General features: G+C 72.2%; 12 protein-coding genes, 1 tRNA gene and 1 pseudogene. 9 read left to right on the top strand and 5 right to left on the bottom strand.

The genetic code is table 11. The features are described 5' to 3' along the window. Positions 1 to 39 precede the first annotated feature (39 nt). Complete coding sequence (locus ACVV2G_RS04215) at positions 40 to 1,293, bottom strand: SchA/CurD-like domain-containing protein (RefSeq protein WP_453841202.1); 1,254 nt, start codon at positions 1,291 to 1,293, stop codon at positions 40 to 42. Between the two features lie 299 nt (positions 1,294 to 1,592). On the opposite strand from ACVV2G_RS04215, the gene ACVV2G_RS04210 reads away from it, so the two are divergent. Next, positions 1,593 to 3,446: an FAD-dependent oxidoreductase gene (locus ACVV2G_RS04210; protein WP_453841201.1), complete on the top strand. Its 1,854-nt coding sequence runs from the start codon at positions 1,593 to 1,595 to the stop codon at positions 3,444 to 3,446. Between the two features lie 252 nt (positions 3,447 to 3,698). Here ACVV2G_RS04210 and ACVV2G_RS04205 read toward each other — a convergent pair whose 3' ends face one another. Beyond that, on the bottom strand, positions 3,699 to 3,947 hold the full coding sequence (locus ACVV2G_RS04205) for a hypothetical protein (RefSeq protein WP_453841200.1): 249 nt from the start codon (positions 3,945 to 3,947) through the stop codon (positions 3,699 to 3,701). A 326-nt stretch (positions 3,948 to 4,273) separates the two neighbouring features. On the opposite strand from ACVV2G_RS04205, the gene ACVV2G_RS04200 reads away from it, so the two are divergent. Next, complete coding sequence (locus ACVV2G_RS04200) at positions 4,274 to 4,408, top strand: hypothetical protein (RefSeq protein WP_453841199.1); 135 nt, start codon at positions 4,274 to 4,276, stop codon at positions 4,406 to 4,408. 393 nt (positions 4,409 to 4,801) lie between these two features. On the opposite strand, the gene ACVV2G_RS04195 is transcribed toward ACVV2G_RS04200, so the two are convergent. Beyond that, positions 4,802 to 4,981, bottom strand: a complete 180-nt coding sequence (locus ACVV2G_RS04195; RefSeq protein WP_453841236.1) for a hypothetical protein — start codon at positions 4,979 to 4,981, stop codon at positions 4,802 to 4,804. A 330-nt stretch (positions 4,982 to 5,311) separates the two neighbouring features. On the opposite strand from ACVV2G_RS04195, the gene ACVV2G_RS04190 reads away from it, so the two are divergent. Further along, positions 5,312 to 5,959 (top strand): DUF6518 family protein, encoded by a 648-nt coding sequence (locus ACVV2G_RS04190; protein WP_453841198.1) that lies wholly within the window; start codon positions 5,312 to 5,314, stop codon positions 5,957 to 5,959. A 60-nt stretch (positions 5,960 to 6,019) separates the two neighbouring features. Here ACVV2G_RS04190 and ACVV2G_RS04185 read toward each other — a convergent pair. Together ACVV2G_RS04185 and ACVV2G_RS04180 are read right to left on the bottom strand one after the other, a co-directional pair. Further along, positions 6,020 to 6,812 (bottom strand): annotated as a pseudogene (locus tag ACVV2G_RS04185) (IS5 family transposase). Between the two features lie 235 nt (positions 6,813 to 7,047). Beyond that, positions 7,048 to 7,119: transfer RNA gene (locus tag ACVV2G_RS04180), tRNA-Arg, on the bottom strand. 190 nt (positions 7,120 to 7,309) lie between these two features. Between ACVV2G_RS04180 and ACVV2G_RS04175 the strand changes: the two genes are divergently transcribed. The 6 genes from ACVV2G_RS04175 to thrB all read left to right on the top strand — a co-directional run bounded on the left by ACVV2G_RS04175 (position 7,310) and on the right by thrB (position 14,510). After that, the gene (locus ACVV2G_RS04175; RefSeq protein WP_453841197.1) at positions 7,310 to 7,774 is read left to right on the top strand and encodes a response regulator; all 465 of its coding nucleotides are present in this window, start codon (positions 7,310 to 7,312) and stop codon (positions 7,772 to 7,774) included. A 413-nt stretch (positions 7,775 to 8,187) separates the two neighbouring features. Beyond that, positions 8,188 to 9,342 (top strand): ArgS-related anticodon-binding protein NrtL, encoded by a 1,155-nt coding sequence (gene nrtL, locus ACVV2G_RS04170; RefSeq protein ID WP_453841196.1) that lies wholly within the window; start codon positions 8,188 to 8,190, stop codon positions 9,340 to 9,342. A gap of 18 nt (positions 9,343 to 9,360) precedes the next feature. Then, positions 9,361 to 10,752 carry a diaminopimelate decarboxylase gene (gene lysA, locus ACVV2G_RS04165; protein WP_453841195.1) on the top strand — a complete coding sequence of 464 codons (1,392 nt, stop codon included), beginning with the start codon at positions 9,361 to 9,363 and terminating at the stop codon, positions 10,750 to 10,752. Positions 10,753 to 10,904: 152 nt separating this feature from the next. Beyond that, a complete protein-coding gene (locus tag ACVV2G_RS04160) occupies positions 10,905 to 12,197 on the top strand; it encodes a homoserine dehydrogenase (RefSeq protein WP_453841194.1) in 1,293 nt (430 codons plus the stop codon). A gap of 6 nt (positions 12,198 to 12,203) precedes the next feature. Next, a complete protein-coding gene (gene thrC, locus ACVV2G_RS04155) occupies positions 12,204 to 13,262 on the top strand; it encodes a threonine synthase (RefSeq protein ID WP_453841193.1) in 1,059 nt (352 codons plus the stop codon). Positions 13,263 to 13,580: 318 nt separating this feature from the next. Continuing rightward, complete coding sequence (thrB, locus tag ACVV2G_RS04150; RefSeq protein WP_453841192.1) at positions 13,581 to 14,510, top strand: homoserine kinase; 930 nt, start codon at positions 13,581 to 13,583, stop codon at positions 14,508 to 14,510. Positions 14,511 to 14,515: the final 5 nt, after the last annotated feature.

Here is a 14,515-nt window from a genome sequence, read left to right as displayed (position 1 = left end):
CGGTGGGGGCGCGCGGGACGCGTGGATCGCGGGCGGGGGTCAGGAGGCGGGCGAACGCCGGTCGGTCAGGGGCGTCATACGGGCCCGGGCCAGGAGCAGGGACAGCGTGCGGTCCTCCGTCAGGAGGCCGTCGACGCCGATGGCCGCGGTGTCCAGCAGCCGCTGTGCCACGGCGACCGCGGCGGGCCCGCCGCCCCCGTCGCCGCCTGCCGACCCGTGCAGGCCCAGGACGAACGCGGGCGCCTCCTCCGGGTCGCCGTCCACGTCGACGAGCCGTACGACGAGGTCGTCGCGGTGGAAGACGGTGGCGGCCCGGACCGGGTTCTCCGGGGCGTGGGCCACGGACGTGTCCTGGCGGGCCAGCAGCCGGGCCAGTTCCGGACCCGCGCCGGGGCGGACCGGGTAGAGCAGCGCGAGCCGCCGCGTGTGCGCACCGGTCCCGTCGGCCCCCTTGGCTCCGCCGGCTCGGCCGGCCGACGTCACGTGGTGGACGGCCGGCATGGCGGCACGGGTGAAGAAGCGCCGGGCGGACTGCGGGTCGCGCAGGTCCCGGTCCTGCTCCAGATGCGGGTCGAGGGCCTCCTCCACGGCCCGCACCCCGGGCTGCCGGGCGACATGGCGCAGCGCCGCCTGCAGGTCGCCCCGCACCTCCACGGCCCGCACCACCCGGTTCCCGTGCAGGAAGAGCGAGGTGCGCAGCAGCCGGGTCGAGTCGTCGACCCGGGGCTCGGGCGACACGTACTCGGACAGCAGCCGGGCGACCTCGTCCTCGCTGCCGGGCCGCACGGTGAAGGTCAGGGCGTGCCGGACCACGTTGCCCCCGATGCGGGGAGCGGACCGCAGCGGCTCACCGGCCGCGGCGGACGGGGCCTCGCCCACGGTCTCCCGCAGCACGCTGTAGCGCAGCGAGCGGGTGTCGCGTACGCAGTCCTGCAACGGCTCGACCGTGTCCAGGTGCTCCTCGCTGTTGACCCAGGCGAGGAACGGGGCCGCGCTCTCCCACTCGCTGGTCAGCAGCCACTGGGTGGGGTTCTCCAGGGACTGGCACAGCTGGTCGCTGACGTGTCCCGGGACGGAGGCGACCCGGTCGCGGATGCGCTCGTAGGCGTCCAGGAACTCCTGCTGCATTCCGTCGTGGATGTCCAGCATCAGGACCACCCGCACACGGGCTCCGTCGAACGCGGATATCGACACGCCGCCCGCGTCCGTCACGGCGGCCGGTGCCGCCGTGGCCCGCGTGGACAGGGCATCCGCCGACACGGCGTCCGTCGCTACGACGGGAGAGACCGTCATCCGGCCCACCTCTTCTCCGGGAATCTCGTCGTGGACTGGGGGCGCGATCGTCGCGGCGCGCACCGTGGTGGCGGGGCGCGGCGGTCGCAGTAAGCACGATCGTGGGCCGTGCCCGCGAGGACCGCGAACCAGGCGGGTTAAGCGGGTGAAGCCTGAGCCGCCGCGGGCCCCACCGGGCCGTACGGGGCATGCATGAGGGCCCCGGCGCACACCTGCCGCGGGCCGAGCCACGCCACGACGGTCCGACATCCCGAGGACGAGGTTCCGAGGACGACGTCCGTCACAACGGAGGACGAACTATGAACGCAAGAGCCGGCCGGACCGGCGCAGCCACCCCCGAGGACGGAGTCCACCGCGTCCCGGTCCTCATCGTCGGCGGATCCCTGGTGGGCCTGTCGGCCTCGGTGTTCCTGGGGCGCCTCGGCGTCCGGCACACCCTGGTGGAGCGCCACGCCGGCACCTCCATCCACCCCCGCGGTCGCGGCAACAACGTCCGCACGATGGAACTCTTCCGGGTGTCGGGCACCGAACCGGACATCCGGAAGGCCGCCGCCACCCTGGCCGACAACCACGGCATCCTGCAGACGCCCACCCTGGTCGGCGACGCGGGGGAGTGGCTGTTCCGGCGGATCGACGCGGGAGGCGGACTGGCCCGCCTCAGCCCCAGCTCCTGGTGCCTGTGCAGCCAGAACGACCTGGAACCCGAACTGCTCACCCACGCCACGAACCTCGGCGGCGAGCTCCGCTTCGGCACGGAACTGCTGTCGTTCGAGACCGACGCCGAGGGCGTCACCGCGATCGTCAAGAGCCGGGAGACCGGCGAGCACACGACCGTCCGCGCGGACTACCTGGTCGCCGCCGACGGCCCCCGCAGCCCCGTCCGCGAGCAGCTCGGCATCGGCCAGAGCGGCCCCGGCGACCTCTTCCACAACGTCAGCATCACCTTCCGCTCCCGCCGCCTCGCCGACGTCGTGGGCGACCGCCGCTTCATCGTCTGCTACCTGACCAGCGAGGACGCCGACGGCGCCCTCCTCCCGGTCGACAACCGGGAGAAGTGGGTCTTCCACGCCCCCTGGCACCCCGAACGGGGCGAGACCGTGGAGGACTTCACCGACGAGCGCTGCGCCGCCCACATCCGCCGCGCGATCGGCGAACCGGACCTCGACGTCGAGATCACCGGCAAGGCCCCCTGGCACGCCGCCCAGCGCGTCGCCCGCAGCTACCGCTCGGGCCGCGTCCTCCTCGCCGGCGACTCCGCCCACGAGATGTCCCCCACCGGCGCCTTCGGCTCCAACACCGGCATCCAGGACGCCCACAACCTCGCCTGGAAACTGGCCGCGGTCCTGCAGGGCTGGGCGGGCGAAGGCCTCCTGGACACCTACGACGCGGAACGCCGCCCGGTCGCGGAGGCCACCAGCGCCCGGGCCGCCGCCCGCTCGGTGGAACACAGCCACCCGGGCTTCGCACCACCGCCGATGCCGGGAGGAGCCCCCGACCGAGACCCGGCCGCCGCTCCCGGATACGGAGGAGGCGCTGCCGCCGCTGTCGGAAACGGACGTGCCGGCGCCGGTCCCGGAGGCGGACCTGCTGGCGCCGGCTCCGGAAGCGGACATGCTGCCGAAGGTGTCGGAAGCGGACACGCCGGCGCCGGTCCCGGTGGCGGCCCGCAGCGCGGCATCCTCAACGTCGCCCTCGGCTACCGCTACCCCCAGGGCGCGGTGGTCGGCGCCGACCCGGCGACCCCGGTGGTCCCGGAGGGCCTCGACCTCACCGGCGCCCCCGGCAGCAGGGCCCCCCACCTCTGGCTCCGGCGGGGCGACGACGGCGCCCGCGTCTCCACCCTGGACCTCTACGAGGACTCCCTGGTCCTGCTCAGCGACGCGGCCCGGCCCACCGGCTGGCACGAGGCGGCGACCCGCCTAGCGTCCGACCTGCGGGTCCCGCTGACGTCGTACCGCGTGGGCGGCACCCCGGAGGCCGACCTGACCCCGGACGACGAGGACAGCGACTGGGCGAGGGCCCACGGAGTGGCGCGCGACGGCGCGGTCCTGGTCCGTCCCGACGGTTTCGTGGCGTGGCGCTCCCCGGGCCCGGCCCCGGACCCGGAGGCGATGCTGCGCCAGGTCGTGAAGGCGGTACTGGCCCTCGCGTGAAGTACCCCGTCCCGTCCCGGACCCCGCGGACCACTCCCCGCCCACTTGCCGGCGTCCCGCCCGAAAGCAACCGGGGAGTGGTCCCCTCACGTGTCCCGGGAGTGACCCGAAAACCCGGGCGAGGCGGACACTCCACCGGTGCTGGGTGCTGGGTGCTGGGTGCTGGGTGCTGGGTGCTGGGTGCTGGGTGGCGCGGGCCGGACGGCGTACGCGAGGCCACGTCGTGCCCCCGACCACGTTCACGGCCGACCCTCAGCCGTCGCCGCGACCGGCCCTCCGCAGGATGGACGCGGCTATCCACTGGCCGCCGATCGAAGCCCCCGTGACGGTCAGCGCGAACGACAGCGAGTCGTCCCACGACTTACCCCTGACCTCATGCCAGAACACGGCCGCAAGCCCGGCCACGGCAACCACGTAAACCGGCAACGCCAGCAGACGCACCACCCGGCGCCGTCGCCACGAGGGCGCTGCCTCATCACCCGACCGCTGACGCTCCGTCATCCCACTCGTCTACCCCGCGCCGGGAAGGACCCACGTGCCCGACCTGCGCGTCACCACCGACCCGACGGTTCCCAGCACCTTCGCCCCGGCCCCCGCTGCCCTCACCGCGCCGGACCCGCCCAAGCCGGCCGCCCGCACTGACGAACCAGGCGGACATGCCCAGGCAACGGGGAGGCCGCCCCCGAGCCCGTGATCGGTGACAACGAAAAGCCGGACTCAGCCGGACTCAGCCGGACTCAGCCGGACTCAGTGGGACGGAGTCCGCCTCTCCACACCTGGCACCACGGCCGACCAGCGACTTGACCACGCTGCTCCGGCTTTCAACCGTGGGGTGGATCCGACAGAGGACCGAACGTGCGGGCAACAGCGCGGAGGTCCTGCTGAGCCGCTGCGCCAAGTGCATCGAACGGCAGGAGACTGCCGGCCGCAAGGCCGAGGAGTTGTTGCGCGGGTACGAGTGATCCCGTACGGTGCCAGGCTTCGAGCCCCCGGACTTGTCCGGGGGTTTTCGCCGTTCAAGGGCCGACAGGAACCGGTGCAGTGCACCTTGTGATCTCAGGGAGACGCCATGGGTCTGCTCGTGGTCCTCGACGAAGCGGTGGCTGCTCTGAAGGCTTCTCTGGGCGAGGAGGACCGGGTGCAGGGCTGGACCGATGATCTTCGGAGAGAGGTGCAGGAAGAGATCTCGGTCAATCGCTCGGTGCTGCGTCGCCACGGGACGGGCGTGGTGCGGCACTTGCGTCCACGCTTCGACGAGTGGATGGAACACGAGGGCGTGCAGCCCGGACGCCTCCGGGACCTGGTGGACGACGTGCAACGGTCGCTAGGGTCTGTCGTCAAATGTCACGCCCGCATCAGGAGTGAGGCGAGGGTGACGGCCGCTTCGTCGGAACGCTCGGGGATTGTGTGCGGTATGCCCGACGGCGGAGCCAGGCGCGGATCGCCTTTGAGCGGTAGCCCTTGTCGCTCAGGATGTGATCAGGCCGGGTGAGGGGCCGTCCCGGTCCTGTCCGGGGCACCCGGACCCTTTCCATCACGGTGGTGAACCGGGTGCAGTCGTTGGAGTTGCCGCCCGTGACGACGAAAGCGAGAGGGCCTTGCCGGGGGGTGGAGTCGAGATCCACCGGCCCGCGGTCTCACTCTCCTTCTGGGCCGCACCTCCGCCGATGCCTCGCTCCTCGCCTATCGTCGCCTGCTGTGCAAGCCCGTCGTCCCGAAATCCTCGGCCTCGTCGCCAGCTGGCTGGTTGCGCCCCCGCCTGACCGGATCTCGGTGAGTGGTGTCAATCGCCCGAGCGATGACCTACGTCCAGCTATAAACCGCGCCTATAAACCAGGTGTATATACTCTGTGTATAGTCGGGGCGTGGCTGCTACCGATTCGATCGTTTCACCCCGCCTGCGCTTGAAGAACGCCCCGGGCACGGCTGTTCTATGCCTCGGCGCAGGGCTCGTCGGGGGCATCCTGACGAACCTGGCGCAGGGCTGGCTGCCCGGGGCGTGGAACAACTTGGCGAACTCCGGTGCGGTGTGGACGATGTTCGCGTTTGCCGCGGGCGCCTCCCTCGCACACCGCACCGACGGCCATCGCCTTCCGGCGGCAGCCGGAGCCCTGGCGGAGATCGGCCTCGTCGTCGGCTACTACGGGTACGCCGAGTTCGGGCGGGACGGAATGGGCTCGCTCACATTTCCACTGCTCTGGCTCGCGATGGCGTGCGTCGCGGGACCGCTGTTCGGCGTCGCGGGCGCGTGGTCGAGACGCGGTACTCGACCCTGGCTGCGCTACGTGGCGCTCGGCGCACTCGGCGGCCTTTTCGGCAGTGAAGGCCTCCACTACTGGCTCGGCCTGGGGTACCTACCGCAGGCGGTGGTCTGCGGTGCTCTCGCCTGCGGTCTTCCGCTGCTGTTGGGGCGGACCTGGAAGGAACGCGGTCTGAGCCTCGCTGTGGCGATCCCCGCGTCCTTCGCCACCTATCAGATCCTCTATGGCCTCCTGGACGCGGTGTCCGGCTGAGTCGGCCCGCCGGGTAGGGGCACGGCTGTCAGCGACGGCCACTAGGCTTGTCATGCAATATCAGGCCCACGTCAGGAGTGAGGCGAGGGTGACGGCCGCTTCGTAGGACTGGGCGGTCTTGTCGTAGCGGGTGGCGATGCCGCGCCACTGCTTTAGGCGGTTGAAGCACCGTTCCACGACGTTGCGGTGCTTGTAGGCTTCACGGTCGAAGGTCGGCGGGCGGCCACCGTGGCGACCTCGCCGGGCCCGGTTGTTGACCTGGTCAGCCCGCTCGGGAATTTGCCCTCGAGCTGTAGCCCTTGTCGCCCAGGACGTGATCGGGCCGGGTGCGGGGCCGTCCCGGTCCGATCCGGGGCACCCTGATCGCGTCCATCACGGTGGTGAACCGGGTGCAGTCGTTGGTGTTGCCGCCCGTGACGACGAAAGCGAGAGGCCGGCCCCGACCGTCACACGCCAGGTGAATCTTGCTGGTCAGGCCACCTCTGGACCGGCCGAGGGCCGGGTCGCGGAGCCCTCTTTTCGGGCCCCCGGCCGCATGCTGGTGGGCCCGGACGATCGTGGAATCGACCGACACCAGCCACTCGGTGCCGCCCGCCGCATCCGCCTTCGCCTGCGCGGCCCGCAGCATCCGGTCGAACGTCCCGTCCGCCGCCCACCTGCGAAAACGCGTATGCAGCGTGGCCCACGAACCGTAGCGGTCGGGCACATCCCGCCAGGCCGTCCCGGTCCGGAACTTCCACACGATCCCGTTCAGAACCCTGCGGTCATCCAGCCGCTTCCGCCCCCGCAACGACACGGGCAGCAGCGGCCGGACGAACTCCCACTCAGCATCCGACAGTTCATGACGACGTATCACGACACCATGATCCACCACCTATAACATTTGACGACAGGGCCTAGTGGAGGCTCGAACCATGACGCGAGAAACGCTGGCCGGCCCCGGCGTTTGCCGCCCGTCGCCGGCCCACGAATAGTCCACCGACCCCGACATGCGGCCGCACCGGGGGCCGCACACGCCTGGATATACGCGAAGACCCCGGCCTCAGCGTTTCCGCTGGTGACGGGGTCTTTGGGCACCTACTACAAGGTGCCCCCGGCAGGATTCGAACCTGCGCACACGGCTCCGGAGGCCGTTGCTCTATCCCCTGAGCTACGGGGGCGTGTCGGTCGCGTTCGGTGTTGCTCGCGGCGACGGGTAGAACACTACCAGCTCCCCCGGGGTGTTCATGAACGGGTTTAGCGGGTCGTGCCGCCTCCCCGGGGCCCCGGTCACGGGGGCGTTGTCGCCCGCAGGGGGTGGAAGTGGGGAAAACCCGGACGCGGTGGCCGGTCCGGACCTACTCTCGAGTGGTGCCTAGGGCGTCTGGCCGGGTTCTTGTTGTGGACGACAACAAGGTCATCCGGCAGTTGATCAGGGTCAATCTCGAGCTGGAGGGCTTCGAGGTCGTGACCGCGGCCGATGGTGCCGAGTGTCTTGATGTCGTCCATCAGGTGCGGCCCGACGCCGTCACGCTGGACGTGGTCATGCCTCGGTTGGACGGGGTGAGGACCGCCGCCCGGCTGCGTGCCGACCCGCGCACGCGTGACCTTCCGATCGCCATCGTCAGTGCCTGCACGCAGTCCGAGATCGACGCCGGGTTCGATGCCGGTGCCGACGCCTTCCTGCCCAAGCCCTTCGAACCCGCCGAGCTCGTCGCGCTCGTACGGCAGCTGGTCGAAGCGAAGGCGGCCCGGGGAGACGGGGCCGCGCTGCGGGCGGTGTTCGGCGTGGCAGAGGAGAGCGAAGCGGCCGCCCGGGCCGAGCCGGCCGGGTGACTGCACGCGCGGTGTCGCGCGGTGTCGCTCGATATCGCGCGGTGCCGTAGGGGGCAGCGGCCGGGCAGATGGGCTCTGCGCAGGGGTCGGCACCGGTCGGATCGGGTTTCGGGCGGGGCTGCCGCCGGTCAGGTTCGGGTTTCCTGCAAGGGCGGTTTCCTTCGTGCCGTCCGGCTTCGCGCAAGGGCGGTGCCCTCGTGCCGTCCGGCTTCGCACAAGGCGGTGCCCTCCTGCTGTCCGGCTCGCGCAGGGGTACGGCCCTTCGAGCCGTCCGGCCTCTCGCGCAGAGGTACGGCCCCTCATGCCCCCGGCTTCCTGCGCAGACCGTGCCACCCCGTGCGCCGCGTCCACATCCCGGGACCAGGCCCGAACCGGCTCGCCTACCCACCCCCTTCCTCCCCTACGCTTGACCCGTGACCCCCGTAGAGCTCTCCCGTACCGTGCTGCACGCGGTGCGTCGCGCCGTCGACGCGGGTGAGCTGACCGTGAGTGTTCCGGAGCGGGCCGTGGTCACCCCGCCGGGGCCCGGCGGGTGCGGTGACTACGCGACCACCATCGCCCTGCAGCTCGCCCGGCCGGCCGGGCAGCCGCCGCTTCGGGTCGCCGAGGTGCTGCGGCCGTACCTCGTCGACGCCGACGGCATCACGGACGTGGTACTCACCGGGCCCGGGTTCCTCAACATCAGTCTGCACGGTGCCGCTCCCGCCGGCCTCGTCGAGGAGATCCTGCGGCGCGGGACGCGGTACGGGTACGCCGACGATCCCGCCGGGTCCGACGATCCCGCCGGGTCCGACGATCCCGCCGGGTCCGACGATCCCGCCGGGTCCGACGATCCCGCCGGGTCCGACGATCCCGCCGGGTCCGACGATCCCGCCGGATCCGGCGGCCCCCTCGTGCGGCTGCACTGCCCCGGCGAGGTGCGCGCCGTCGTCGTCGCCGAAGCGGCCGGCCGTCTCCTGCGGTCCCAGGGCGTGCTCGTGCGGGTCACCGCGGAGGCCGTCCGCCCCGAGTGGACCGCGATCCTCGGTGTGCGCGTCGACGCGGCCGGTCCGGTGCCCGCCGACCCGCCGGTGAACGTCCGTCCCGTTCCCGCCCCGGCGGACCCCCTGCCCCTCGGCCGTGACGCCGCCCGCTGGGCGCTGCTCCACCCCGCCGCCCACGACCGGCCCCGGACCGGCGACGAGCACCTCGCCCAGCGCGAGGGCAACCCCCTCTTCCGGGTGCGGTACGCCCACGCCCGCTCCCGCGCCGCCGCCCGCAACGCCGCCGATCTCGGCTTCGCCGCCGTCCCCGGTCCCGTCGCGGACGCGCAGGAACTCCTCACCGCCCTCGCCGACCACCCCCGCGTCCTCGCCGCCGCCGCGGCACACCGCGCCCCCGACCGGCTCGCCCGGCACCTCGTCACCGTCGCCGACGCCGCGCTGCCCTTCCTGCCCACCGTGCTGCCGCGCGGCGGGGAGAAACCCTCGGCCGCCCACCGTGCCCGGCTGGCGCTCGCCGAAGCCGTCGGGGCGGTGCTGGCCGGCGGCCTGTCCCTCCTCGGTATCGACGCACCCGACCATCTCTGAGAGAGCACGGAAGACGCCATGAGCCGTTCCGCACACCCCGCCGGGCCCCGTCACGCCGACGTCCTGACCGAAGGGCACTACTCCGCTCCGCCCGCCGACCTCAACGCCCTCGACCCCAAGGTCTGGGCCCACACCGTCGAGCGGGACGCGGACGGTGTGGTCACCGTCGGCGGGATGACCGTCACGCGGCTCGCCGAGGAGTACGGCACCCCCGCCTACGTCCTCGACGAGGCCGACTTCCGGGCCCGGGCGCGGGCCTGGCGCACCGCCTTCGGGGCGGACGCCGACGTCTTCTACGCGGGCAAGGCCTTCCTGTCCCGTGCCGTCGTGCGGTGGCTGGACGAGGAGGGGCTGAACCTCGACGTGTGCTCGGGGGGTGAGCTGGCCACCGCGCTCTCCGCCGGGATGCCCGCCGAACGCATCGCCTTCCACGGCAACAACAAGTCGCCGGAGGAGATCGAGCGGGCCGTGCGCGCGGGAGTGGGGCGGATCGTGCTCGACTCCTTCCAGGAGATCGTGCGGGTCGCCCACACCGCCCAGGCCCTCGGCGTCCGGCAGCGGGTGCAGATCCGCATCACCGTCGGGGTCGAGGCGCACACGCACGAGTTCATCGCCACCGCCCACGAGGACCAGAAGTTCGGGATCCCGCTGGCCGGGGGACAGGCGGCGGAAGCCGTACGGCGGGCCCTGCAGCTCGACGGGCTCGAGGTCATCGGCATCCACTCGCACATCGGGTCGCAGATCTTCGACATGTCGGGGTTCGAGGTCGCCGCCCACCGGGTCGTCGGGCTCCTCAAGGACATCCGCGACGAGCACGGGGTCGAGCTGCCCGAGATCGACCTCGGGGGCGGGCTCGGGATCGCGTACACGAGCGACGACGACCCCCGCGAGCCGCACGAGATCGCCAAGGCGCTGACCGAGATCGTCACCCGGGAGTGCGAGGGCGCGAGGCTGCGCACGCCGCGCATCTCCGTCGAGCCCGGACGCGCGATCGTCGGACCCACCGCCTTCACGCTCTACGAGGTCGGTACCGTCAAGCCCCTCGACGGGCTGCGGACGTACGTCTCCGTCGACGGCGGCATGTCGGACAACATCCGCACCGCCCTCTACGACGCCGAGTACAGCGTCGCCCTCGTCTCCCGCACCTCCGACGCCGGGCCCGTGCTCGCGCGGGTCGTCGGCAAGCACTGCGAGAGCGGTGACATCGTGGTGAAGGACGCCTTCCTGCCGGGCGACCTGGCCCCCGGCGACCTCATCGCCGTCCCCGCGACCGGGGCGTACTGCCGTTCCATGGCCAGCAACTACAACCACGTACTGCGCCCGCCCGTCGTCGCCGTACGGGACGGCGAGGCGCGGGTCATCGTGCGCAGGGAGACCGAGGAGGACCTGCTGCGCCTGGACGTCGGATGAGTTGCGGCAGGTCACGCGCGGGGACAGAAGATCTTTCGTCCTCCGCCCCCCGAAAATGAAATAAACGTCTCACGATCCGGACGAAAGGCGGAAAATCCCGTCCGGTGCGTGAGACTGGTTCCACCGTAGACGGTATGAGGAAACGAGGTCGGATGATGCGTACGCGTCCGCTGAAGGTGGCGCTGCTGGGCTGTGGAGTGGTCGGCTCAGAGGTGGCGCGCATCATGACGACGCACGCCGACGACCTCGCCGCCCGGATCGGGGCCCCCGTGGAGCTGGCGGGCGTCGCCGTACGGCGGCCCGACCGGGTGCGCGAGGGCATCGACCCCGCCCTCGTCACCACCGACGCCACCGCCCTCGTCAAGCGCGGGGACATCGACGTCGTCGTCGAGGTCATCGGCGGCATCGAGCCCGCCCGGACGCTCATCACCACCGCCTTCGAGCACGGCGCCTCCGTCGTGTCCGCCAACAAGGCGCTCCTCGCCCAGGACGGCGCCGCCCTGCACGCCGCCGCCGACGAGCACGACAAGGACCTGTACTACGAGGCCGCCGTCGCCGGCGCCATCCCGCTGATCCGGCCGCTGCGCGAATCCCTCGCCGGTGACAAGGTCAACCGGGTGCTCGGCATCGTCAACGGAACGACCAACTTCATCCTGGACGCCATGGACACCACCGGCGCCGGGTACCAGGAGGCCCTCGACGAGGCCACCGCCCTCGGGTACGCGGAAGCCGACCCGACCGCCGACGTCGAGGGGTTCGACGCCGCCGCCAAGGCCGCCATCCTCGCCGGGATCGCCTTCCACACGCGCGTGCGCCTCGACGACGTCCACCGCGAGGGCATGACCGAGGTCACCGCCGCCGACTTCGCCTCCGCCCAGGAGATGGGCTGCACCATCAAGCTGCTCGCCATCTGCGAGCGGGCCGCCGACGGCGCCTCGGTCACGGCGCGCGTGCATCCCGCCATGATCCCGCTCAGCCATCCGCTGGCGAACGTGCGCGGCGCCTACAACGCCGTCTTCGTGGAGTCCGACGCCGCCGGGCAGCTCATGTTCTACGGGCCCGGCGCCGGCGGGTCGCCGACCGCGTCCGCCGTGCTCGGCGACCTCGTCGCCGTCTGCCGCAACCGGCTCGGCGGCGCCACCGGCCCCGGCGAGTCCGCCTACGCCGCGCTGCCCGTGTCGCCGATGGGCGACGTCGTCACGCGCTACCACATCAGCCTCGACGTGGCCGACAAACCGGGCGTACTCGCCCAGGTCGCGACCGTGTTCGCGGAGCACGGTGTCTCCATCGACACCGTGCGGCAGTCCGGCAAGGACGGCGAGGCCTCCCTCGTCGTCGTCACCCACCGCGCGTCCGACGCCGCCCTCGGCGGTACGGTCGAGGCGCTGCGCAAGCTCGACACCGTGCGGGGTGTCGCCAGCATCATGCGGGTTGAAGGAGAGTAACCAGCAATGACCCACCAGTGGCGCGGAATCATCGAGGAGTACCGGGACAGGTTGCCCGTCTCCGACAGCACGCCCGTCGTGACGCTCCGTGAGGGCGGCACGCCGCTCGTGCCCGCGCAGGTGCTCTCCGAGCGCACGGGCTGCGAGGTCCACCTCAAGGTCGAGGGGGCGAATCCGACCGGGTCCTTCAAGGACCGCGGTATGACCATGGCCATCAGCAAGGCCAAGGAGGAGGGCGCGCAGGCCGTCATCTGCGCGTCCACCGGCAACACCTCCGCCTCCGCCGCCGCGTACGGCGTCCGGGCCGGGATGGTCTCCGCCGTCCTCGTGCCGCAGGGCAAGATCGCGCTCGGCAAGATGGGCCAGGCGCTCGTGCACGGCGCGAAGATCCTCCAGGTCGACGGCAACTTCGACGACTGCCTCACGCTGGCCCGCGCGCTGAGCGACAACTACCCCGTGGCGCTGGTCAATTCGGTCAACCCGGTGCGCATCGAGGGCCAGAAGACGGCCGCCTTCGAGGTCGTCGACATGCTCGGCGACGCGCCCGACGTCCACGTCCTCCCGGTCGGCAACGCGGGCAACATCACCGCGTACTGGAGGGGGTACCAGGAGTACGCCGCCGACCGGATCGCGACCAGGACGCCGCGCATGTGGGGGTTCCAGGCCTCCGGCAGCGCCCCGATCGTGCGCGGCGAGGTCGTCAAGGACCCCTCGACCATCGCCACCGCCATCCGCATCGGCAACCCGGCCTCGTGGAACTTCGCGCTCGCCGCGCGGGACGAGTCCGGCGGCGCCATCGACGAGGTGACGGACCGTGAGATCCTGCGCGCCTACCGGCTGTTGGCGTCGCAGGAGGGCGTCTTCGTCGAGCCCGCCTCCGCCGCGTCTGTGGCCGGTCTGCTGAAGGCCGCCGAGCAGGGCAAGGTCGACCCGGGGCAGCGCATCGTGTGCACCGTCACCGGCAACGGGCTCAAGGACCCGGACTGGGCCGTCGCCGGCGCCCCGCAGCCGGTCACCGTGCCGGTCGACGCGGCGACCGCCGCCGAGCGCCTCGGCCTGGTCTGAGCGCACATCCGGTGGACGCGCCCCGCGTGCGGGGGCGTAAGCGACGCCCGGCCGGGAAGGCCCTTCACAGGGGGTTGCACAGGGGGCTTACGACACGCATCGTGCGCCTCCTGTGCGCCCTATGTCGCCACAGAACCTTCCTTCGATAGGCTGTACCGAACCCGCCCGCCGCATATGCCGCGGTGCCGCGCTGTCTCCGCGGTCGGGAGGCGGCGGTCGGCGGAGGCCGGCCGTTCGGCAGGCAGCGGCCGACCCGGGGGTCCGAACGTCATCGAATGTCATTCGACAGTCACGCAGCTCAAGGAGAGTCATCGAGAGATGGCCGGTCCAGCGTTCCGCGCCGCCGCCGTCAGGGTGCGCGTCCCCGCCACCAGCGCCAACCTCGGCCCGGGCTTCGACGCCCTCGGCCTCGCGCTGGGCTTGTACGACGACGTGGTCGTCCGGGTGGCCGACTCCGGGCTGCACGTCGACATCGCGGGTGAGGGCAGCGAGACGCTGCCGCGCGACGAGAAACACCTCCTCGTCCGGTCCCTGCGCACCGCTTTCGACCTCCTGGGCGGGCAGCCCCGGGGCCTGGAGATCGTCTGCGCCAACCGCATCCCGCACGGCCGCGGCCTCGGCTCCTCCTCCGCCGCCATCTGCGCCGGCATCGTCGCCGCGCGCGCGGTGACCATAGGCGGCGAGGCCCGGCTCGACGACGCCGCGCTGCTCGAACTCGCCACCGAGATCGAGGGCCACCCCGACAACGTGGCGGCCTGTCTGCTGGGCGGCTTCACCCTGTCCTGGATGGAGTCCGGCGCCGCCCGGGCGATCAGGATGGACCCCGCCGATTCCATCGTTCCGGTGGTTTTCGTGCCCGGAAAGCCGGTACTGACGGAGACCGCGCGCGGGCTGCTCCCGCGCTCCGTCCCGCACGTCGACGCCGCCGCCAACGCCGGCCGGGCCGCGCTGCTCGTCGAGGCCCTGACCAGGCGCCCCGAACTGCTGCTGCCGGCCACCGAGGACCGTCTGCACCAGGAGTACCGCGCACCGGCCATGCCGGAGAGCGCGGCGCTGGTGGAGAGGCTGCGCGGTGACGGTGTGCCCGCGGTGATCTCGGGTGCCGGACCCACGGTGATGGCACTGGCCGACGCCGGGACGGCCGACAAGGTCGAGGCGCTGGCCGGCACGGACTGGGCGGCCAACCGGCTGAGCCTGGACCAGCAGGGCGCGAGCGTCCTGCCTCTGGCGACCTCCAGTGACATATAGACGCG

It is taken from the genome of Streptomyces sp. JK94 (genome assembly GCF_053613315.1).
Note: the sequence above shows the minus strand (reverse complement) of the source record. Positions and strands in the feature narration are given on the sequence as shown.